22 protein-coding genes and 1 pseudogene are annotated in these 20,334 nt (G+C 73.8%); 10 read left to right on the top strand and 13 right to left on the bottom strand.

Going from position 1 to position 20,334, the window contains the following annotated elements; all coding sequences use genetic code 11:
* Nucleotides 1–146: 146 nt before the first annotated feature.
* Genes AB0P07_RS04220 through AB0P07_RS04230 form a run of 3 tightly spaced genes read left to right on the top strand, consistent with a single transcriptional unit; the run spans nt 147 to nt 2,538 of the window.
* Nucleotides 147–404 carry a phosphopantetheine-binding protein gene (locus AB0P07_RS04220; protein ID WP_365544841.1) on the top strand — a complete coding sequence of 86 codons (258 nt, stop codon included), beginning with the start codon at nt 147–149 and terminating at the stop codon, nt 402–404.
* A complete protein-coding gene (locus tag AB0P07_RS04225) occupies nt 401–1,690 on the top strand; it encodes a beta-ketoacyl-[acyl-carrier-protein] synthase family protein (protein WP_365544843.1) in 1,290 nt (429 codons plus the stop codon). The genes AB0P07_RS04220 and AB0P07_RS04225 overlap by 4 nt, the downstream gene beginning before the upstream one ends.
* Nucleotides 1,687–2,538 carry an alpha/beta fold hydrolase gene (locus AB0P07_RS04230; protein WP_365544846.1) on the top strand — a complete coding sequence of 284 codons (852 nt, stop codon included), beginning with the start codon at nt 1,687–1,689 and terminating at the stop codon, nt 2,536–2,538. The genes AB0P07_RS04225 and AB0P07_RS04230 overlap by 4 nt, the downstream gene beginning before the upstream one ends.
* On the opposite strand, the gene AB0P07_RS04235 is transcribed toward AB0P07_RS04230, so the two are convergent.
* Complete coding sequence (locus tag AB0P07_RS04235) at nt 2,490–3,368, bottom strand: alpha/beta fold hydrolase (protein ID WP_365544849.1); 879 nt, start codon at nt 3,366–3,368, stop codon at nt 2,490–2,492. The two genes, AB0P07_RS04230 and AB0P07_RS04235, sit on opposite strands and share 49 nt — an antisense overlap.
* 191 nt (nt 3,369–3,559) lie before the next feature.
* Here AB0P07_RS04235 and sigJ point away from each other — a divergent pair, with 191 nt between their 5' ends.
* Nucleotides 3,560–4,441, top strand: a complete 882-nt coding sequence (sigJ, locus tag AB0P07_RS04240) for an RNA polymerase sigma factor SigJ (protein WP_365544852.1) — start codon at nt 3,560–3,562, stop codon at nt 4,439–4,441.
* Nucleotides 4,442–4,629: 188 nt separating this feature from the next.
* Nucleotides 4,630–5,391 carry a GntR family transcriptional regulator gene (locus AB0P07_RS04245; protein ID WP_134654236.1) on the top strand — a complete coding sequence of 254 codons (762 nt, stop codon included), beginning with the start codon at nt 4,630–4,632 and terminating at the stop codon, nt 5,389–5,391.
* A 365-nt stretch (nt 5,392–5,756) separates the two neighbouring features.
* Here the strand turns inward: AB0P07_RS04245 and AB0P07_RS04250 are convergent, their stop codons facing one another.
* From AB0P07_RS04250 to AB0P07_RS04260, 3 genes are all read right to left on the bottom strand, one after another.
* Complete coding sequence (locus tag AB0P07_RS04250) at nt 5,757–6,911, bottom strand: ROK family transcriptional regulator (protein ID WP_186778214.1); 1,155 nt, start codon at nt 6,909–6,911, stop codon at nt 5,757–5,759.
* A 100-nt stretch (nt 6,912–7,011) separates the two neighbouring features.
* A complete protein-coding gene (locus tag AB0P07_RS04255) occupies nt 7,012–7,674 on the bottom strand; it encodes a response regulator transcription factor (RefSeq protein WP_365544857.1) in 663 nt (220 codons plus the stop codon).
* A 14-nt stretch (nt 7,675–7,688) separates the two neighbouring features.
* Entirely contained in the window at nt 7,689–8,846 is a 1,158-nt protein-coding gene (locus tag AB0P07_RS04260; RefSeq protein ID WP_365544860.1) for a histidine kinase, read from the bottom strand.
* 108 nt (nt 8,847–8,954) lie between these two features.
* Here AB0P07_RS04260 and AB0P07_RS04265 point away from each other — a divergent pair, with 108 nt between their 5' ends.
* From AB0P07_RS04265 to AB0P07_RS04275, 3 genes are all read left to right on the top strand, one after another.
* Nucleotides 8,955–9,881, top strand: a complete 927-nt coding sequence (locus tag AB0P07_RS04265; protein ID WP_365544863.1) for an ABC transporter ATP-binding protein — start codon at nt 8,955–8,957, stop codon at nt 9,879–9,881.
* A complete protein-coding gene (locus AB0P07_RS04270) occupies nt 9,878–10,603 on the top strand; it encodes an ABC transporter permease (RefSeq protein WP_365544865.1) in 726 nt (241 codons plus the stop codon). The genes AB0P07_RS04265 and AB0P07_RS04270 overlap by 4 nt, the downstream gene beginning before the upstream one ends.
* Before the next feature lie 68 nt (nt 10,604–10,671).
* Nucleotides 10,672–11,112: a hypothetical protein gene (locus AB0P07_RS04275; RefSeq protein ID WP_365544868.1), complete on the top strand. Its 441-nt coding sequence runs from the start codon at nt 10,672–10,674 to the stop codon at nt 11,110–11,112.
* A gap of 9 nt (nt 11,113–11,121) precedes the next feature.
* Here the strand turns inward: AB0P07_RS04275 and mug are convergent, their stop codons facing one another.
* The 7 genes and pseudogenes from mug to AB0P07_RS04310 form a co-directional block, all read right to left on the bottom strand.
* Entirely contained in the window at nt 11,122–11,679 is a 558-nt protein-coding gene (gene mug / locus AB0P07_RS04280; protein ID WP_365545839.1) for a G/U mismatch-specific DNA glycosylase, read from the bottom strand.
* Nucleotides 11,676–13,118 (bottom strand): adenylosuccinate lyase, encoded by a 1,443-nt coding sequence (gene purB, locus AB0P07_RS04285; protein WP_365544871.1) that lies wholly within the window; start codon nt 13,116–13,118, stop codon nt 11,676–11,678. Before purB ends, mug begins: the two co-directional genes overlap by 4 nt.
* An 86-nt stretch (nt 13,119–13,204) precedes the next feature.
* Nucleotides 13,205–13,987 carry an SGNH/GDSL hydrolase family protein gene (locus tag AB0P07_RS04290; protein WP_365544874.1) on the bottom strand — a complete coding sequence of 261 codons (783 nt, stop codon included), beginning with the start codon at nt 13,985–13,987 and terminating at the stop codon, nt 13,205–13,207.
* Between the two features lie 81 nt (nt 13,988–14,068).
* Complete coding sequence (locus tag AB0P07_RS04295) at nt 14,069–15,082, bottom strand: hemolysin family protein (RefSeq protein WP_365544876.1); 1,014 nt, start codon at nt 15,080–15,082, stop codon at nt 14,069–14,071.
* Nucleotides 15,079–16,461, bottom strand: coding sequence for a hemolysin family protein (locus tag AB0P07_RS04300; protein ID WP_365544879.1), 1,383 nt, complete (start codon nt 16,459–16,461; stop codon nt 15,079–15,081). The genes AB0P07_RS04295 and AB0P07_RS04300 overlap by 4 nt, the downstream gene beginning before the upstream one ends.
* A gap of 81 nt (nt 16,462–16,542) precedes the next feature.
* Nucleotides 16,543–16,968, bottom strand: a complete 426-nt coding sequence (locus tag AB0P07_RS04305) for a GNAT family N-acetyltransferase (RefSeq protein WP_365544882.1) — start codon at nt 16,966–16,968, stop codon at nt 16,543–16,545.
* A gap of 82 nt (nt 16,969–17,050) precedes the next feature.
* Nucleotides 17,051–17,895: pseudogene (locus AB0P07_RS04310) on the bottom strand (TIGR03621 family F420-dependent LLM class oxidoreductase).
* 158 nt (nt 17,896–18,053) lie between these two features.
* Here AB0P07_RS04310 and AB0P07_RS04315 point away from each other — a divergent pair.
* Nucleotides 18,054–18,281, top strand: coding sequence for a toxin-antitoxin system HicB family antitoxin (locus AB0P07_RS04315; RefSeq protein WP_365544884.1), 228 nt, complete (start codon nt 18,054–18,056; stop codon nt 18,279–18,281).
* 16 nt (nt 18,282–18,297) lie between these two features.
* Complete coding sequence (locus AB0P07_RS04320; protein ID WP_365544887.1) at nt 18,298–18,672, top strand: fic family toxin-antitoxin system, toxin component; 375 nt, start codon at nt 18,298–18,300, stop codon at nt 18,670–18,672.
* 13 nt (nt 18,673–18,685) lie between these two features.
* On the opposite strand, the gene AB0P07_RS04325 is transcribed toward AB0P07_RS04320, so the two are convergent.
* Nucleotides 18,686–19,366: a class I SAM-dependent methyltransferase gene (locus tag AB0P07_RS04325; RefSeq protein ID WP_365544890.1), complete on the bottom strand. Its 681-nt coding sequence runs from the start codon at nt 19,364–19,366 to the stop codon at nt 18,686–18,688.
* 250 nt (nt 19,367–19,616) lie between these two features.
* Complete coding sequence (bioD, locus tag AB0P07_RS04330) at nt 19,617–20,333, bottom strand: dethiobiotin synthase (RefSeq protein ID WP_365544892.1); 717 nt, start codon at nt 20,331–20,333, stop codon at nt 19,617–19,619.
* Nucleotide 20,334: the final 1 nt, after the last annotated feature.

The following is a 20,334-nucleotide window of genomic DNA, read 5'->3' on the forward strand; positions in this document are numbered from 1 at the left end:
GACCCGCCACCACGGAACCCCACCACGCGGAACCCCACCCGGCGGCTCCGCGGAGGCCCCCGCGGACCTCCCGGAGCCCACCGAGCTCACACGGAACCCCACCACCCCCGGGGTACCGCCCGTCGGATCGAAAGGACACCCCTGGCATGACCACCGACACCTCACCCCACAGCCGCGCCTACGAGCTGCTCGCCTCGGTGCTCAGCAACAAGTTCGAAGTGCCCTCCGAGGCCATCGTCCCCACCGCGACCTTCGAGCAGCTGGACCTGGACTCGCTGGCCGTGGTGGAGCTCTTCGTCGTACTCACCGAGGAACTGGGCATCGAAGTACAGGACGGCGAGGCCGACCCGGACCTCACCCTGGCCGGCCTGGCCGACCTCATGGTCGAGGCCGTCAAGTCGTGACCGGCGCCCGTCCCGACGTCGCCGTCACCGGGATCGGCCTGGTCACGCCGGCCGGCACCGGCCGCGAGGCCACCTGGGACGGCGTGCGCGCGGGCCGCCCCACCGCCCGGCACGTCCCCGAGCTCAAGGGCCTCCCGGTCGACTTCGCCTGTCTCGTACCGGACTTCTCCCCCCGCGCTCACGTCCCCGGTGCACGCCCCTGGCAGTACGACCGCTTCACCCAGTTCGCCCTCTGCGCCGCCCTGGAAGCGGTCTCCGACGCCGGCCTGGACCCGGCCGACTGGGACGCGGACCGCGTCGCGGTGGTCTTCGGCAGCTCGGCCGGCGGCACCGGCACCATGCTGGACCAGCACCGCAAACTGCTCGAGGCGGGCACGGCGCGCGTCTCACCGATGCTGCTGCCGATGTTCCTGCCCAACATGGCCACCGGACAGCTCACCATCCACCTGCGGGCCCGGGGCCCGGCGCTGTGCACGGTCACCGCCTGCGCCTCCGGCGCCACCGCCATCGGCACCGCCCTGCAACTCCTGCGCTCCGGAGCCTGCGACATCGCCGTCGCGGGCGCCTCCGACGCGGTCGTACAGCCCCTCTGGGTCACCGGCTTCGACCGGATGGGCGCGCTGTCCCGGCGCTGCGACGACCCGCCGGCCGCCTCCCGGCCCTTCGACACCGCCCGGGACGGCTTCGTCATGGCGGAGGGCGGTGCGGCCCTGGTCCTGGAGCCGGCGAGTGCGGCCAAGGCCCGCGGACGCCCCGGCTACGCCCTGCTGGCGGGCTACGGGGCATCGTCCGACGCCCACCACCCCGTGGCACCCGACCCCGAGGGCAAGGGGGCCGCCCTCGCCGTGCGGCGGGCCCTCGACGACGCCGACGCCCGCCCCGCGGACGTGCAGCACATCAACGCGCACGGCACCGGAACGCCGCTCAACGACGCCGCCGAGGCCCGGCTGATCCGTCGCCTCTTCCCTCACCGGCCCTCCGTGACCTCGGTCAAGGGCACCCTCGGCCACCTGCTCGGCGCGGCCGGGGCGGTCGAAGCGGCGATCACCGCCCTGTCCGTGGCCCACGGCCGGGTGCCTCCCGTGGCCAACCTCGAGAAACAGGAAGAAGACGCCGAGATCGACGCCGTCACCGGCACCAGCCGGGAGCAGCCCGTCGACCTCGCCCTGAGCCATTCCTTCGGCTTCGGCGGCCACAACGCCGTACTCGCCTTCAGAAGCTGCCCCACCGAACCGGTCCGGGAGCCCGCCGCTCCTGCACCGCGGGCATCAGGGAGAACACCATGAGCTTCCTCGATCCCCGCCTCCCAGGCGTCACCGACATCACCGAGGCGCCGCACCGCTTGGGGGCGATCGCCCAGGCCGGCGGGGCGCAGGTCATCGCCACCGTCGACGTACAGGCGGGAGAGGACGACTGGAACGCGCCGCCGAGCGAGGAACATTCGCGTCCGGTGGTGCTCGTGCACGGCACCTTCGGCAACCGGGGCTACACCTGGAACACGGCGACACCGCTGCTGCGACAGCACGGTCACCGGGTCTTCCGGCTCGACTACGGCCAGCACGGCCACCCCGTGATCTTCGGCCTCGGCGACATCAAGCAGTCCGCCCGGCAACTGGCCGACTTCGTCGACGAGGTGCTGCGCCGCACCGGCGCCCAGCAGGTCGACCTCGTCGGCTTCTCGCAGGGCGGCATGGTGCCGCGGTACTACCTCAACGCCCTGGGCGGAGGACCCAAGGTGCGCAACTTCGTCGGCATCGCGCCCAGCAACCACGGCGTCACGGCACAGGGGCTGATGAACCTCGCCCGCCAGATCCCCGGCGCGGTGGAACTCCTCGAACAGGGTGCCGTCGGGGAGATCGTGCCGGCCTGGCCGCAACTCCAGCACGACCACCCCTTCCAGCGCGAGCTGGCCGAACTCGGCGAGACGACGGAGGGCGTCCGCCACACCGTCATCGCCACCCGGTACGACGACGTGGTCACTCCGTACACGTCGTGCGCCCTCGCGAAGACCGAGGGCCGCTACGTCAACAACATCGTCCTTCAGGACATCGACCCGGACGACCACACCCCGCACGTGAGCATGCCCTACAACGCGATCGTGCTGAACGAGGTCCTCAAGGCCCTGGCCGACTGAGCCCTGCTGCCGTCCAGGAGAACGCGGGCGACCAGCGCCGGGTCGTCGTTCATCGGGACGTGGCCGCAGCCGGGCAGCCGCACCAGGCGGGCCCGCGGAATGGCGCGCTTGGCGCGGATGCCCTGCCGCGGCAGGAGCAGCCGGTCCCGGTCGCCCCACGCCACGGTGACGGGGACGCCGGGCACGTCGTCGGTGAACCGCACGCTTCGTCCGGCCCGGAGCGTCTCGGAGAACCCCTGCGCGTGTGCGAGCGCCAGCGTCTCGGCGACGACCGCCTCGGGGGAGCGGCGGCCGGGACGGGCGTAGATCGTGCTCGTCAGCGCGGTGCGGCCGACCGCGGTGCGGGACAGCCGCTCGACCAGCGGGAGGGGCAGGCTCCGCGCGGTCCGGCGCATCCCCGACAGGACGCCGAAGGCGTAGCGCCGCTCTGCCTGCGTCCAGAAGCCGGCCGGGGACAGGGCCGTCACCGACCGCACCAGGTTCTCGCGGCCGAGCCCCAGGGCCAGCAGACCGCCCAGCGAGTTGCCGGCCACGTGCGGCCGGTCGAACCCCAGCGCCGCGCAGAAGGCGCCGAGTACCGCGTGCGTCGTCGGCAGATCGTGCGGCAGGCCGTGCGGCAACGCGGGTGACTGCCCGAACCCGGGCAGGTCAACGGCTATCACCTCGCGGTCGGTCGCGAGGATGTCGACCACCGGGTCCCAGGCCTGCCGGTGGTGACCTATGCCGTGCAGCAGGAGCAGCGGCTCGCCCTCACCCACGCGCGCGTAGGCGAGGGTGATGTCCTGCGGACCGTGCTCGGTGGGGGCCGTGAAGGAGAGCGTTGCGGACACGGGGCTCCTTGTTGTTCCTTGCCGCGAACATGTGTCGTGGGAACACATGTCGTCGGGAACGGATGAACGACGACGTTGCGCAGACACCTTGTCAGTAAGAGCTACCGACCGGTAGCCCCCGGTCGTCTGCCGGTCTCGGGCGGGGGCGATACCGCCTGGACACGGCGGGACGTGTCCGCTGGGATGGAACGGTGACCACCGACACCGCGACCGACGTCTTCGAAGAGCACCGGCCCGTCCTCATGGACGTCGCCTACCGCATGCTCGGCCGCCTGGCCGACGCGCAGGACGTGGTCCAGGAGGCGTGGCTGCGCTGGTCCGGTGCCGACCGCGCCGCCGTGCGCGAACCCCGCGGGTACCTGGTGCGCGTCACCACCCGGCTCGCCATCGACCGGCTGCGCCAGGTCAAGTCGCGCGGCGAGACCTACGTGGGCCCGTGGCTGCCCGAGCCCTGCGTCACCGACTTCGGGGACGCGGTGCCGGACACCGCCGAGCGGGCCGTCCTCGCCGACTCCGTCTCCCTCGCCGTCCTCGTCGTCCTGGAGTCGCTGTCTCCGCTGGAACGGGCGGTGCTCAGGGAGGCGTTCGGCTACCCGTACGCGGAGATCGCCGCCATGCTGGAGCGCGGCGAGGCCGCGGTGCGCCAGCTCGCCGGACGCGCCCGCACACACGTCGACGAGCGCCGGCCCCGCTACGACGTGGACCCGGCGCAGCGGCGCGACCTCACCGAGCGCTTCCTCGCCGCCGCGGTCGAGGGCGACCTGGCCGGCCTGCTGGCCACGCTCGCGCCGGACGTCCGGCTCGTGGGCGACAGCGGGGGCCGCTCCAAGGCGCCGCTGCGCGTGCTGGAGGGCTCCGACAAGGTGGGGCGCTTCCTGTTCGGCGTCGCCCGGCAGGGCATTCCCGACATGTCCTTCGACTTCCTGGAGCTCAACGGCGGCCCCGCCGCTCTGGTCCGCTCCGGCGGCAAGCCCGATTCCGTCGTCCAGGTGGACGTCGCCGACGGGCGTGTCCGGTCGGTGTACATCATCCGCAACCCGGACAAACTGGTATCCCTGGCCGACGTCATCTGACCCCAGCCGCGCCACCGTCATCTCGCGGTCCCGACTCCCGTTCTCCGACGGGAGTCGGGACCGTCCTGTTCGCGGGATTGGTCTTGACCAAGGGGGTGGGGCGTTTTATGGTCGCAGAGAACTGCAACAACCTTTAATAAACAAGGGCGTCGAAACGCCGCCGGACCACGGCGATTGCGGAGGACAGGGTGGGGACCACGCAGTTGGAATCGGTGCCGGAGCCCAAGTACTGGCACCTCAGGACCGTGCTGAGCGAGGCCCTGGACTCGGAGTTCGAGGTGGGCGAGATCCTGCCCAACGAACGCGACCTCGCCGCCCGCTTCGGCGTCGCCCGCGCGACCCTGCGCCAGGCCCTGGAGCAGCTCGAGCTGGAGGGCAGGCTCCAGCGCCGGCGCGGCGTCGGCACGACCGTGGCCCCGCCGCGCGTCGGCGTGGCCGTCGACACCCGGGAGCACGCCTGGCCCGGAACGGCCGACGACGCCTGGCAACCGGGCGACTGCGCCCTCGCGGCACCTCCCGCGGCCGTGGCCGACGCCCTGGAGACGGGCCGCGACGAGCCCGTCCACACCGTCCGCCGCCTGCGCGTGAGCCACGGCCGGCCCGTCGCCGCCGAACTGCTGTACGTCCCGTCGTCCTCGGTGCCCGGCCTCCCCGCCATCGACGCGCCCTCGGGCGCCGCACGCGCACGTGCCGTGCTGCGGGAACTGCAGCGCGGGGCACTGGAGCGTCGGGAGAGCGCCGTCGAGCTGGGCTCGGCCGGGGCGGACGACGCGAAGGAACTGGACCGTCTCCCGGGCGCGCCCGTCCTCGTGGTCACCACCCGCTACTTCGCCGAGGGCCGAACCGCCGCGCTCTCCGTCGCCACCTACCGCGCGGACACCTGCCGGCTGACGTTCGGCGACTTCGGCGACGTGGAAATCCACCACGGCCCCCAGACCCAGGCCTCCTGACCACCACGCCCCACGACCCGTCGCCGGCCTCGCCCGGAGCGTGCCGGGGGTCGCGCATGCCGGGTGGGCGGGCTCACCGGCTGTCGGCGCCGGTGCTCCGGCGCGTGTGTTCACGCTGACCGGTGAGAGCGCGCCCTGACGGGCCACCGCCCGCCGCCGGGGCCGGGCGGCTGTCGGCGCGAGCCATCACTGTCTCGCGGGTGCACGTCCACCGGACCGGTCCCCGACGGCCGCACGTCCACCGGACCGGTCCCCGACGGCCGCACGGGTGCCGGCGCCTCGCCCAGCGTGGTGGCCGCCCCGGGCGGTCGAGGCGGGCCCCGACCGCCCGGGGCGGCCACCGGGCCGTACGGCCGTAGTCGGGGTCAGCGGCGGGCCGTCGCGCCCTCCACCGCGAAGAGTTGCTCCTCCACATGGTCGAGGGCCAGCCGCAGCGCGCCCGTGGCCACGGCGGCCTCGCCGAGCAGGGACAGGGCCACCCGCGGCGGGCGCAGGCAATAGCGGGCCAGCTCCCGGCGCAACGGCTCCAGCACGCCGTCCAGCCCGGCCGCCCAGCCGCCGATGACGACCATCTCGGGATCGAGCGCCAGCGCCAGCGCCGCCACGTCGTGCACCAGCCGCTGGATGAAACGCTCGACGGCCGCGCGGGCCCGCTCGTCACCCTCCCGGGCCTGGGCGAAGACCTTGGCGACCGCCTGCTCGTCCAGCGGGTGCAGCGGCTGGTCCGTGGTCGACAACAGCGTCTCAGGCGTCACGTCCCGGCCCAGCAGGTGCAGCGCGCCGATCTCCCCGGCCGCCCCGCCGTACCCCCGGTGCAACCGGCCGCCGATCAGCGCACCGGCCCCGGGACTGAGCCCGGCCAGCACGAACACGATGTCCTCGCACTCGGTGGCGGAGCCCTTCCAGTGCTCGGCGACCGCCGCCGCGTTCGCGTCGTTCTCGACCAGTACCGGGCACTTGAAGGAACGGCTCAGCCGCTCACCGAGCCCGAGACCCGTCCACCCGGGCAGCGCGGTGCCCAGGCGCACCGTGCCGTCCGCCTCGACGATGCCCGGCGTGGCCGCGCCGACCGCCCGCAGCGAACCGCGCGCCACACCGGCCCGGCGCAGCAGCTCGGCGACGGCCGTGCGCAGCCGTTCCAGGCGCTCGTCGGCCGACGCGTTCTCGTCCACGTCCTTCGCCTGGGCGCCGATCACCCGGCCGTCCAGGTCGGACAGGAGCGCGGCGACGCGGTGCGGACCGATCTCCAGGCCCAGCAGATGTCCGGCCTCCGCCCGGAACCGGAACCGCCGCGCGGGGCGGCCCTGCCGCCGGGCCGTGCCCCCGTCGGCGGCGGCCTCGACGACCAGGCCGGCCTCGATCAGTCCCTCCACGACGCCCTCGACGGTCGGCCGGGAGAGTCCCGTCACCCGGGTGATCTCGGTCAGCGTCGCGGAGTCCGTCGCACGCAACGCGTGCAGTACCACGGCGGAGTTGATCCGCCGCAACAGCGACGGATCCCCGCCGGTCAGGCCTGCCAAGGTCCGTCCTCCCAGCTAGTGCGCGTGTTGGCCGGATGGTACTCGGCCCGCCGACCCCCGGCGAGCTCCGGTCCGCCGCTGCCCCGCCCGCGACGGGTCCTCAACCGGGTGCCACGAACCCCGACTCGTACGCCGTGATCACCGCCTGGGTGCGGTCCCGCGCCCGCAGCTTCGCCAGTACGGCGCTCACATGCGACTTCACCGTCTCGGTGCCGACCACCAGCCGCATCGCGATCTCGGCGTTCGACAGCCCCCGCGCCATCAGGCGCAGCACCTCGCCCTCCCGCTCGGTCAGCCGGGCCCGCTCCAACGCCGCGCGGGCCGCCCGGTTGCCGCCCCCGTCGCCGTACTCGGCGGCCAGCTGCCGCACCGAGGCGGGGAACAGCAGGGACTCGCCCTCGGCGATCAGCCGTACCGCGTGCACGATCTCGGCCGGGCGGGCGCGCTTGAGCAGGAACCCGTCCGCGCCCGCGCGCAGCGCCTCGTACACGTACTCGTCGTTCTCGAAGGTCGTCACCACGAGGATCTTCGGCGGTTCGGCCACCGTCCGCAGCAGCGCGCGGGTGGCCTCGATGCCGTCCAGCAGCGGCATCCGGACGTCCATGGCGACCACGTCCGGCCGCACCTGCCGCACCAGCGCAATCACCGCCGCGCCGTCGGCCGCCTCCCCGACCACCTCGATGTCCGGCTGCGCCTCCAGTACGGCCCGAAGGCCCGCGCGTACGAGGGGTTCGTCGTCGACGAGGAGCACTCTGACCGGCATCCGGCCAGCCTAGATCAGCCCCGCGGCAGCTCGACGCGCACCGTCCAGTCACCGGCGTCGTCCGGTCCCGTGTGCGCTCGGCCGCCCAGCAGCGCGGCCCGCTCGCGTATGCCCCGCAGCCCGCCGCCGCGTCCCGGCGCGACACTCGCGTCCGGCAGGGGGTTGCGCACGTCCAGGGCGAGCGCGCCGTCCGCCACCTCGATGCGTACGCGCGCGGGCACGGCACCCGCGTGCCGCAGCACATTGGTCAGCGCCTCCTGCAGCATGCGGTAGCCCTCACGGGAGACATGGCCCGGCAGCGTCTCCAGCGGGCCCGCGACCTCGGCGTCGACCTCGGCCCCCGAGGCCCGCGCGGACTCCAGCAGCCGGCCGGCGTCCGCGAGCGTCGGTCTGCTGCCGGGCGGCCGCTCCGACTCCCGCAACACGCCGAGCACCCGCTCCAGATCCCCCAGGGCCGCCCTGCCGGTCTCCTCGATGGCGGTCAGGGCACGGTCGGTGAACTCCGCGCTGTTCGCCGCGCGCGCGGCCCCCGCCTGGACGACGGCGACGGTCAGCGCGTGGCCGATGGAGTCGTGCAGCTCGCGTGCGATGCGATTGCGTTCCAGGAGTTGCTCGGTGCGTTCCTCCAGGACGGAGAGCCGTTCGGCCGCGGACGGGCCGAGCAGCGCACGGGCCCCGGCCGTGGCCAGAGCACCGAGGGCGACCACGGAGCCGTACAGGGCCAGGAGGGGGAGCGGGGCGAGGAGAACGTACACCCAGTGCGGCGCCGCGTCCCGCAGCAACGGTATGTCGTCCACCCGGTGGCCCAGGGCCTGCCGGACCAGCTCGACGGCGAGAATCGGCAGCCAGACACAGACTCCGCTGGTCAGGATGCCCAGCAGCATGCGCACCTGCAGCCACACCACCGTGCGCAGCCGGTCGCGCCAGTTCGCCGAGGGTGCCACCGAGAAGGCGGAGTCCTCGTGGCCGGGCGTGAGGAGCAGACGGGCCTGCACCCCCTCACCGGTCCGCACCGCCGGGACGAACCCGATGGGGACCAGCACCGCCGCCGGCACCCACAGTGTCGTGTCGTCGATGAGCGCCCACACACTGACCACGAGCATGGGCACCCACAGGTGCAGCAACCGTGTGTACGTCGTCCCCCGGCACAGCGGACGCAGAAGGCGGATCATCCCGTCATCGTGCCAGCCGCCACCGACACCGGACCTCCCCCGCACGGGGGAGACGATCTCCACCGCCGGGGGAGGCCCCGACCCCGCACCTACCGGCACGCTGCTGCCATGACCAGCATCGACGTCCTGAACCTCACCAAGGAGTACGGCACCCGACGAGCCGTCGACGATCTCACCTTCACCGTGCGCCCCGGCCGCGTCACCGGCTTCCTCGGCCCCAACGGCGCCGGCAAGTCCACCACCATGCGGCTCGTGCTGGGCCTGGACCGGCCCACCTCCGGCACCGCGACCGTCGGCGGACGCGCTTACACCACCCTGCACGAGCCGCTGCGGCACGTGGGCGCCCTGCTCGACGCGGACGCCGCCCACGGCTCGCGCACCGCCCGGAACCACCTGCGTGTCCTGGCGGCGAGCAACCGCGTCCCCCACCGCCGGGTCGACGAGGTGATGGAGGAGACGGGCATCGCGTCCGTGGGCCGCCGCCGGGTGAAGACGTACTCCCTGGGCATGCGCCAGCGGCTGGGCGTCGCCGCCGCGCTGCTGGGCGATCCCGGAGTGCTGCTGCTGGACGAGCCGTCCAACGGGCTGGACCCCGAGGGCATCATCTGGATCCGGGAACTGCTGCGCCGGCTGGCGGCCGAGGGGCGCACGGTTCTGGTCTCCAGTCACCTGATGAACGAGACCGCGTCCTTCGCCGACCACCTGGTCGTCCTCGGCCGGGGCCGCCTGCTGGCCGACACACCGATGCGGGAGTTCATCGACGCGCGCGTGCGGCCACGGGTCCGGGTCCGGACGCCGGACGCGACCGCGCTGAAGGCCGCACTCGCCCGGCACGGTCATGACGCGGTGGAACACGACTCCGGCCACTGGACCGTGCACGACGCGCGCGTGGAGGACATCGGCCGGATCGTGTCCGGCGCGGGCGTGCCCGTCCTCGAACTGGCCGCGGACGAGGGCACGCTGGAACAGGCCTACCTCGACCTGACCGCCACCGAGACCGAGTTCACCGCACAGCCCCAGGAGGCCCGACCATGAACCTCACGCCCGTCCTCCGCGCGGAGGCGCTCAAGGTGCTCACCCTGCGCTCGCTGTGCGGCACCCTGCCGGCCCTGTTCGCCGCCACCACGGCGTTCTCCGCGCTGGCGGGGGTGTCGAACACCTCCGATCCGGACTTCGACCCGCTGTTCACGGCCCTGTCCGGGGTCATGCCGGGCCAGATCGCGGCCATCGCCTTCGGGGCCGTCGTCGTCTCCAGCGACTACCAGGGCAACGGGATCCGGCTCACCCTGGCCGCGGTTCCGCAGCGGGGCCGGTGGTTCGCGGCGAAGCTGGTGGTCGTCGCCGTACCAGCGCTCGGGGTGGGGCTGGTCACCGCACTCGCCGCGCTGCTCGCCGCCCGTGCCGGCCTCGGCGGGGCGGCGGACGGACTCACCGCCGGCGAGCAGATCCGTGGCGTCGTGGGCTGCGGGATCTACCTCATGCTCATGGCCCTGTTCGCGGCCGGACTCACCGCCCTGTTCCGCAGTGGCGTGGCCACCCTGTCCACCCTGATCCCGTTCATCCTCGTCGTCTCCTTCGTGATCGGGGACGCGGCGGGCACCGTCGCCGACTTCCTGCCGGACAAGGCGGGGCAGATCGTCCTCCACCAGACGTACGCCGGGACTCTGGGCCCTTGGGCCGGACTCACGGTGACCGCGCTGTGGACGGCGGCAGCCCTCCTGGCCGGGTTCTGGCGACTGCGCAGCCGGGACGCCTGAGCACGCGCGGCCTGCGAGGCCCGGCTGACGCCCCGCCAATTGTCAGTGGCGGCGGGTTTACTGGACACATGAACATCGCGCGGCACCTCGCCCTCATCGACGAGCTGTGCTTCCGGCCCTTCCCGGCGGAGCACGGTCCGTCGGCCGAGGGCTTCGCGGGTCCCGGGTGCTTCTGGGCGGTGCTGGAGAGCAGCCACGGTCTCGGCGGCCGCGACCCGGCGGAGCGGGCGGTGACCGTGGAGCAGTACGAGAAGGAGCGGGACGCGCTCTACGAACGGCTCGGCCCGCGCTGGGGCCGGACGGACCCCTGGAACCTGCAGACGGTCCTGCTGCGGACCGAGCGGGAGGAGATACCCGAGCCGTGGGCCGCCCTGAGCGGCCACGCGCGCGTGGCGTACCTCTGGGAGGTGGCGGGCACCGGCCGCTGGGCCGCGGTCGCCGTCGCCGACCGCGACGGGGCGGACGAGGTACGGCTGCTGGCGGTGGTCACGGGGGAGGCACCGCCGTGACCGTCCTGCCTACGTCCCTGGCCGTGCCTCCGCCGCGACCCGCAGCCGGGCGAACTCCTCCGCCATCGTCCCCGCCGTCCAGTGCGCGTTCAGCCCACTCGGGTTGGGCAGCACCCACACCCGGGTACTTCCGAACATCCTTTCCTGCGGCCCGACTTGTGCCTTCCGCTCGTCGAACGCGGTCCGGTACGCGGTGACGCCGACCACGGCCAGCCAGCGGGGACGCAGCCGTGCCACCTTCGCGACCAGCAGCCGCCCGCCCTCCCGGTACTCCTCGGCGGTCAGCTCGTCCGCCCGCGCACTGGCCCGCGCCACGACGTTCGTGATGCCGAGCCCGTACGAGGGCAGCAGCCCCTGCTCCGACGGCTTCAGCAGCCGGGGCGTGAACCCGGACAGATGCAGGACCGGCCAGAAGCGGTTGCCCGGACGGGCGAAGTGGTGGCCCGTCACCGCCGTCGTCAGGCTGGGGTTGATGCCGCAGAACAGCACACGGAGACCGTCCGCGACGACGTCCGGTACGAGACGGTCGCGGGCGGCCTCCAGCTCGGCCCGGGTGAAGCGGGTCAGAGGATGGCTCCGGGGGTGTATCCGGCGGCCTCCGGGTGGCGCTTGACGATCTCCTCGATCCGGCCGACGACGACACCGACCTGGTCGGCGGCGGCGCCGGTGAAGGAGAGCTTGTCGGCCATCAGGGCGTCCAGGGCGGCCCGGTCGAGCGGAATGCGGTCGTCGGCGGCCAGCTTGTCCAGCAGTTCGTTGCGCTCGGCGCCCTGCTCGCGCATGGCCAGCGCGGATGCGACCGCGTTCTCCTTGATCGCCTCGTGCGCGACCTCGCGGCCCACACCGCCCCGCACCGCGCCCATCAGCACCTTTGTGGTGGCCAGGAACGGCAGGTAGCGGTCCAGCTCCCGGGCCACGACGGCCGGGAAGGCACCGAACTCGTCCAGCACGGTCAGGAACGTCTCCAGGAGGCCGTCCAGCGCGAAGAACGCGTCGGGGAGCGCCACCCGGCGCACCACCGAGCAGGACACGTCGCCCTCGTTCCACTGGTCGCCCGCCAGCTCGCCGGTCATCGAGGCGTAGCCGCGCAGGATCACCATCAGGCCGTTGACGCGCTCGCAGGAGCGGGTGTTCATCTTGTGCGGCATCGCGGACGAGCCGACCTGGCCGGGCTTGAAGCCCTCGGTGACCAGCTCGTGCCCGGCCATCAGCCGGATGGTCTTGGCCAGCGACGACGGCGCTGCCGCCAGCTGCACCAGCGCGGTGACGACCTCGTAGTCCAGGGAGCGCGGGTAGACCTGGCCGACCGAGGTGAACGCCTGCGAGAAGCCGAGGTGCCCGGCGATCCGCCGCTCCAGCTCGGCGAGCTTGCCGGCGTCGCCGCCGAGCAGGTCCAGCATGTCCTGGGCGGTGCCGACCGGGCCCTTGATGCCGCGCAGCGGGTAGCGGCCGAGCAGCTCCTCCACCCGGCCGTACGCGACGAGCAGTTCGTCGGCGGCGGTGGCGAACCGCTTGCCCAGCGTCGTGGCCTGGGCGGCGACGTTGTGGGAGCGGCCGGCCATGACCAGCTCGCCGTACTCGCCGGCCAGCTTGCCGAGGCGGGCCAGGACGGCCACCGAACGGTTCCGGACCAGCTCGAGGGACAGCCGGATCTGCAGCTGCTCCACGTTCTCCGTGAGGTCGCGGGAGGTCATGCCCTTGTGCACGTGCTCGTGCCCGGCGAGGTCGTTGAACTCCTCGATCCGCGCCTTCACGTCGTGCCGGGTGACCTTCTCGCGCTCGGCGATCGAGGCCAGGTCGACCTGGTGCAGGACGCGCTCGTAGTCGGCGATCGCGGCGTCGGGCACCTCGATGCCCAGGTCCTTCTGGGCCCGCAGCACGGCGAGCCAGAGCTGCCGCTCCAGCTTCACCTTCTGCTCGGGCGACCAGAGCGTGGCGAGCTCGGCGGAGGCGTAGCGTCCGGCGAGGACGTTCGGGATGCGGGGCTTGGCGGGAGCGGAAGTCACGTGGACGGATTCTACTGGCGATTCGTGCAGGTCGGCGCCGCGGGGCCGTTCGTCGGAAGCTACGAAGGACGCAAGGCGCCGGGGGATCAGCGCGCGGGGCCCTCGTAGGGGAGCAGGTCCGGGCGCTTGGGCGGCAGGCCGTCCCCGGACGAGCGGCCGGTCAGCCTGCGGCCTATCCAGGGCAGCAGGTGCTGCCGCGCGAACCGGACGTCCGCGGTCCTGCGCGCCGTCCAGCCCGGCGGCGGCGTCGCCGGGATCGGCGCGTGCCACTCGGGGTCCTCGGGCTCGTACCCGAGCGACTGCCACACCGCCTCCGCGACCCGGCGGTGTCCCTCGGCGGTCAGGTGCAGGCGGTCCACGTCCCACATCCGGGGGTCGGCCAGCGACCGGGCCGAGTAGAGGTCGACGACCACGGCACCGTGCTGCTTCGCAAGATCGTCGATGACGGCGAACAGCGCCTCCATGCGCGGCCGGAACCGCTCCAGTACCGGCCCCTGCCGGCCCGGGCTGCGCATCAGCACCAGCTGCTCGCAGTGGGGGGCGAGCCGCTCCACGGCCTGGGTCAGCAGCTCCCGCACCCGGGCCATGTCGCACTTGGGCCGCAGCGTGTCGTTGAGCCCGCCGACCAGCGTGATCACGTCGGCGCCCATGGCCGCGGCCACGTCCACCTGCTCGTCGACGATCTGCCCGATCAGTTTCCCGCGCACCGCGAGGTTGGCGTACCGGAAGCCGGGAGAGCGGGCCGCCATCCGCGCGGCGAGGAGGTCGGCCCAGCCCCGGTAGGAGCCGTCGGGCAGCAGGTCGGACATGCCCTCGGTGAAGGAGTCGCCGACGGCGACGAGACTGGTGTGCGTGGGATTCGTCTGCATGGCGACGGAAATGCTATCCCCCGCACATACCCGCCGGTCGGTCACCCTCCGGGCCCGCCGTCCGCGTCCGCGCGGACCCCCTCACGTCCGCTGCCCGAACAGCTCCCGCAGCACGTCCTCCATGGTCACCAGTCCCGCCAGCCGCCCGTCCGGGCCGAGCACCGCCGCCAGGTGGGTGCGGCTGCGCCGCATGGCGGTGAGCACGTCGTCCAGCGGGGTGCGCTCGCGCACCCGGGCGATGGGACGCATGTCCCGCAGCCGGAACGGCACGTCCCGCGGTGAGGCGTCCAGGGCGTCCTTCACGTGCAGGTAGCCGACGATCCGCCGCCCCTCGTCGACCACCGGGAAACGGGAGAACCCCGACCGCGCCGAGAGCCGCTCCAGCTGCTCCGGGGTGATGCCCCATCGCGCGTGGACGACGCGCTCCAGCGGCAGCACCACGTCCCGCACCGGCCGCCGGCCCAGCTCCAGGGCGTCGTGCAGTCGCTCCCGGGCCCGGTCGTCGATCAGCCCGGCCTCGCCGGCGTCCTTGACGATCTCCGCCAGTTCCGCGTCCGTGAAGGTCGCCGCCACCTCGTTCTTCGCCTCGACCCTGAGCAGCTTGAGCAGCCCGTTCGCGAAGGCGTTGACCGTGAAGATCACCGGGCGCAGCGCCCGGGACAGCGCCACCAGCGGGGGCCCGAGGATCAGCGCGCTGCGGACCGGCTCGGCCAGCGCGATGTTCTTCGGCACCATCTCGCCGAGCAGCATGTGCAGATACGTCGCCAGCGCCAGGGCGATCACGAAGGACACGGCGTGCCCCGCGCCCGAGGGCACACCCACCGCGTGGAACACCGGCTCCAGCAGGTGCGCGATCGCCGGTTCCGCGACGATGCCGAGGACCAGCGTGCACAGGGTGATGCCGAGCTGGGCCGCGGCAAGCAGCGCCGACACGTGCTCCAGCCCCCACAGCACGCGCCTGGCGCGGGCGTCGCCCTCTTCGGCGTACGGCTCCACCTGGCTGCGGCGCACCGAGATCAGCGCGAACTCGGCGCCCACGAAGAACGCGTTGACGACCAGCGTCGCCAGACCGATCAGCAGCTGTACCGCGGTCATCGGCCGGCCTCCCCTTCGTCCTCCCTGCCGGAGCCGGAGCCGGAGCCGGATCCTGAGCCCGGGCCGGCCGCGTCGTCGAGGGGAGCGTGCATCAGCACCCGGGCCGCCCGGCGCCCCGTGGCGTCCACGACGTCCAGCCGCCAGCCGGCCACGTCGAGACGGTCGCCGACGGCGGGGATGCGCCCGAGGCCGGCCGCGATCAGCCCCGCGACCGTCTCGTACGGCCCCTCGGGCACCCGCATCCCCAGCCGCTCCAGCCGGTCCACGCGTGCCGAGCCGTCGGCCCAGTACAGCGTGTGTCCCTCCTCGTCCGTGCCGGCCGGGTCGAGGTCGGGCGTCTCGTGCGGATCGTGCTCGTCCCGCACCTGGCCGACGACCTCCTCGACGATGTCCTCCAGCGTGGCCACCCCCGCCGTACCGCCGTACTCGTCGATCACCACGGCCATCGTGCGCCGCCCGGACAGCCGGTCCAGGAGCCGGTCCACGGTCAGCGACTCGGGCACGAGCAACGGCTCGCGCATCAGGTCGGCCACCGGCATTCCGGGACGCCGCTCGGCGGGCACCGCCAGGACGTCCTTGACGTGCGCCGTGCCGACCACGGCGTCGAGGGTCTCCCGGTAGACGGGGAACCGGGACAGTCCCGTCGCCCGCGTCGCGTTCGCCACGTCCTGGCAGGTCGCCCGCGCCTCCAGGGCCACGACCTGGACCCGAGGGGTCATGACCTGCTGCGCCGTCAGGTCGGCCAGGTTCAGCGTGCGCACGAACAACTCGGCGGTGTCGGGCTCCAGCGCGCCCTCCTTCGCCGAGTGCCGGGCGAGCGCCGCCAGCTCCTGCGGCCCGCGCGCCGAGGCCAGTTCCTCGGCGGGCTCCACGCCGAAGCGGCGCACGACGCGGTTGGCGGTGTTGTTCAGGTGGGTGATGAAGGGCCGGAAGGCGGTGCTGAACCAGCGCTGCGGGCCGCCCACCCGCTTGGCCACGGCCAGCGGCGAGGAGATGGCCCAGTTCTTCGGCACCAGCTCGCCGACGATCATCAGGAAGACCGTCGACAGGGCCGTTCCGAGCACCAGCGCCAGCGAGGAGGCGGCCGAACGGGACATGCCGAGATCCTCCAGGGGCCCGGAGATCAGCGCCGCGACCGACGGCTCGGCCAGCATGCCGACGACCAGGTTGGTGACCGTGATGCCGAGCTGAGCGCCGGAGAGCTGGAAGGTCAGGTTCCGTACGCCCTTGAGGGCGCTCGTCGCGCCCCGCTCGCCCCGCGCCGCGGCCCGCTCCAGCTCGCCCCGTTCGACGGTGGTCAGCGAGAACTCGGCCGCGACGAAGGCACCGCACGCGAGCGAGAGCAGGATCGCCACCAGCAGCAGGAGCACTTCGGTCATCGGGTCACCTCGGATCCATGATCGACCAGGAACCGGAGGTTCGCCCGATGTTCAAGCCTTCAACCTTTCGCCCCGGGGCGGTCAGCCGGTGAGGGGTTTCACCCAGCGCCGCCACTGCTCCTGCGGCTCGTACCCGGCTGCCCGCCAGGCATGCTGGGCCCGCTCGTTGCGCACCAGCACCATCGCGTCCCCGCGGCGCCCGCCGAGCCGGACGAAACGCTCGTCGGCCGCCGTGAGCAGGGCCGAGCCGATGCCCCGGCGCCGGTGGTCCGGATGCACCGCGAGCCGGTACAGATGACAGCGCCAGCCGTCGAAGCCCGCGATCACCGTGCCCACCAGCTCCCCGCCGCACTCGGCCAGGAGCAACGCCTCCGGGTCGCGCGCCACCAGGCGCTCCACGCCGTCCCGGTCGTCGCTGATGCTCGTCCCCTCGGCGGCCGTCCTCCAGAAGGCCAGCACGGTGTCCAGGTCCTCGGGCCCGGCGGGCCGTATGCGCAGGTCACTCATGCCCGCGATCCCACCACGCGCGCCGGACCCCTGTGCGGCATTTCCGCCATGCGGACCGGCGCGGTGCGCGAGTCGGCGGCGGTCAGTCCTCGCGCAGGGCCCGCAGCACCGGGGCGAAGGCCTCCGTGGACGGCTCCAGCACGGTCAGGTGGGTGAAGCCGTACCGCTCGCGCTGCGCCCGCACCTGCGCGGTGATCTGCTTCAGGGTCTTGGCCAGGAAGATGGGCAGCTCCAGCGTCTGTCCGGGCGTGAGGTGGGGCAGGTACTCCAGGTAGGGGCGGACGGCGGCGGCCCGGTCCTCGGTGACGACGACCATCTGGATGAGCAGGTTCAGCTCCGCCGGATCCGCACGGCCCACCGCCAGCTCCCGGTAGTGGGCGACGCGCTCGTCGAGTTCCTCGGCGGTGAGGGGGCCAGTTGTCCCGTCGCGCTGCCCCGCACGGTGCGCCCGCCGGTGAACGCGGCGACGGCGGCGTGCCGGGCGGTCAGCTCCAGCATCCGATCGCCGTTCGCGCCGATCAGCAGCGGCACCCCGGGCCGCTGCACGGGCCGGGGCAGGTGGTCCGCGTCGCCCAGCAGCCGCTCCAGCTCCTCGACGGTGCGCCGCAGGCGGGCCACCCGCTCGCCCGGCGAGCCGAAGGCCGGGCCGGCGGTGTCGTGCTCCGCGCGTACGTACCCGGTGCCGAGCCCGAGTTCCAGACGCCCGCCCGTCAGGGCATCCGTGGTCGCCACCTCCCGGGCGAGCAGCGCCGGGTTCCAGAAGCCCGTGTTCAGCACGAACGTGCCGAGCCGGGGTCGCTCGGTGTCCCGGGCCGCGGCGACCAGCGCCGGCATGCCGAGGTGGTCCGGCACCAGGATCACGTCGTACCCGAGCTCCTCGGCCCGCCGGCACTTGGCGTCCCACTCGTCTGCCGGGGCGGCGCTCATGAGATGGACGCCGAAGCGGAACGGACGCGGCGTGAACTCTCCTCACGCGCGGGTGCCTTCGGGTCACGAGGAGTCAATCACCTCCGCGGGCCGGGCTGGAAGCCCCGGCCGACCGGCCGGCCTTGCCGCTGCTAGCGTTTCGGCGCTAGCTTCTGGGTATGGCGAATACCCGGAAGGCCCAGCTGAACGTGCGGGTGGACGAGGGCACCGCCCGGGCGGCCCGCGAGATGGCCCTGGCCCGGGGGATGAGCGTCAACCGCTACATCGAGGAACTGGTCCGGCAGGACACCGGGGAGGCCGGCCACACCTTCGTGGAGGCCGCAGCCGACTTCATGCGGCAGTACGAGAAGGTCTTCGCCGAGGAGGTCGGCGAGGGCCGTCGCTGAGCCCTCACGCCCCCGGATGAACGACCTCACCATCGATCTCGCCTGGTTGCTGATGCTTGCCGAGCAGCGCACTCCCGGTGATCCCCGGGTCACCGACTGGGGCGCGCTCGTCGCCGCCGTGGCCCGCCACCGGGCCGAGATATTCGACACCCCGGTCTACGCCACCCCGCACGCCCGCGCCGCCGCCCTGCTCCAGCTGCTGATCCACGTCCCGGCGCTGGAGCGCTCCAACGCCCTGTTCGCCTCCGCGGTCGCCTACGCCTACCTGGTCGCGAGCGGGGTCGAGGCAGCGCCCGGGGCCGAGCAAGTACGGGACCTCGCGCTGCTGGTCAAGAGGGGCGAGGCGTCGGTCGAGGAGATCGCGGACGAACTGCGCCGGTGGAGCGCGTGACCGCGGACGCGGCTCAGGACGGCCGCCAGGCCGTGCCCAGCACGCAGTACGAACTCGGCAGCGCCGGCCCGTTCTCCGGCATCATCACCCGCCGGTAGGGCCCGAGCGTGAACCCGGCCTCCCGCAGCGCGGCCACCGGTTCGCGGGAGAGGTGGCAGCCGCCGGACAGGGGAGGCCACAGTGTCCGGTCCAGGGCGCTCTGGGTGAAGGTCATCACCCGCCCGCCGCCCCGGCCGTGCTCGAAGAACCGCACCTGTCCGCCGGGGCGCAGCACCCGCCGCAGCTCCGCGAGCGCCCGTGGCACGTCCCGGACGCTGCACAGCACCAGCGAGACCACGGCCGCGTCGAAGGCCTCGCTCTTGACCGGCAGGGCCTCCGCCGTGCCGGGCGCCACGTCCACCGGCACCTGCGCGTGCTGTGCCGCATCCACCGCCAACCGCCGCAGCACACGCTCCGGCTCGATGGCGACGACCTCGGAGACCGTGTCCGGGTAGTGCGAGAAGTTCAGCCCGTTGCCCGCGCCGACCTCGATCACCCGCCCGGCGAGCCCGGCGAGCAGCCGTTCGCGCACGCGCGCCATGCCCATCCGGGTCTCGGCGCCCACACTCATCCGGGCGTAGCAACGGGCGAACAGCGGATGGTGCACGGCATCCCGCGGCATCCGGTCGCGGGCCCGGACGGATCGCAGCGGCATGGGACCTCCCTCACGAGGCGGCGCCTTACCGCGATTCTCCCCCGCCCGGGCCCCGCGCACCCACCGCGCCGACGACTCTTGCGGAGCGATTCCTCCGAGGCCGGGGCCGGGGCCGGGGCCGGGGGCCGCCGGCCACCCGGGGCCGCGCCATTCACGGACCGGACCTCGCCGCGGAGGCGCGGAGCCGGCGCCGGTCACGGATGCGCCGCCGTCACCGCCGTACCGCCGGCCGCCACCGCCGCGCCGCCGGTCAAGGGCCGTGCCGGGCGGTGAACGTGTCCGCGTCCCACGTGCCCTCCAGCGGCGGAGCCAGCCAGTGCCGTGCCGCCGACCGGAAGTCGGCCGGGGGCAGGGAGCCCGCCCCGGCCGGGACCGCGCCGAGGAGGGGCGCGCCGGAGACGTTCGGGAGGTCCGCGAGGTTGCAGCGGGCGGCGAGGTCCGGGGACCCGGGCCAGCTGCCGATCACCAGCCCCGGCAACTCCAGGCCGCGGGACCGCAGTTCGCGCGCGGTCAGCTCCGTGGTGTTCAGCGTGCCCAGGCCCGCCGACGTCACCACCAGCACCGGCGCGCCCAGCAGACCGGCCACGTCCGCCAGCGTCCCGCCGGCCGCGTCGAAGCGTACGAGGAGCCCGCCCGCGCCCTCGACCAGGACCAGGTCGTGCTCGGTGGCCAGCTTGGCCGCGGCCTGAGCCACCTGCGGCGGGTGCACCGGCGCCCGCCCGGCCCGGCGCGCGGCCGTGCCCGGCGCCAACGGCTCGGGAAAGCGGGCCACTTCGGCGGCCGTCACGTCACCCGCGAGTCGTGCCACCTCCCGCGCGTCCCCGGCCTCGTCCGGGCCCACGCCCGTCTGCGCGGCCTTCAGCACGGCCACCGACCGGCCGCCCGCCAGGGCCGCCGCGGCGACGGCGGCGGTCACGACCGTCTTGCCGACCTCCGTGCCCGTGCCCGTGATCACCAGTACCGGCACG

The sequence above is a fragment of the Streptomyces sp. NPDC085944 genome (assembly GCF_040686295.1).
Classification (GTDB): Bacteria; Actinomycetota; Actinomycetes; order Streptomycetales; family Streptomycetaceae; genus Streptomyces; species Streptomyces salinarius.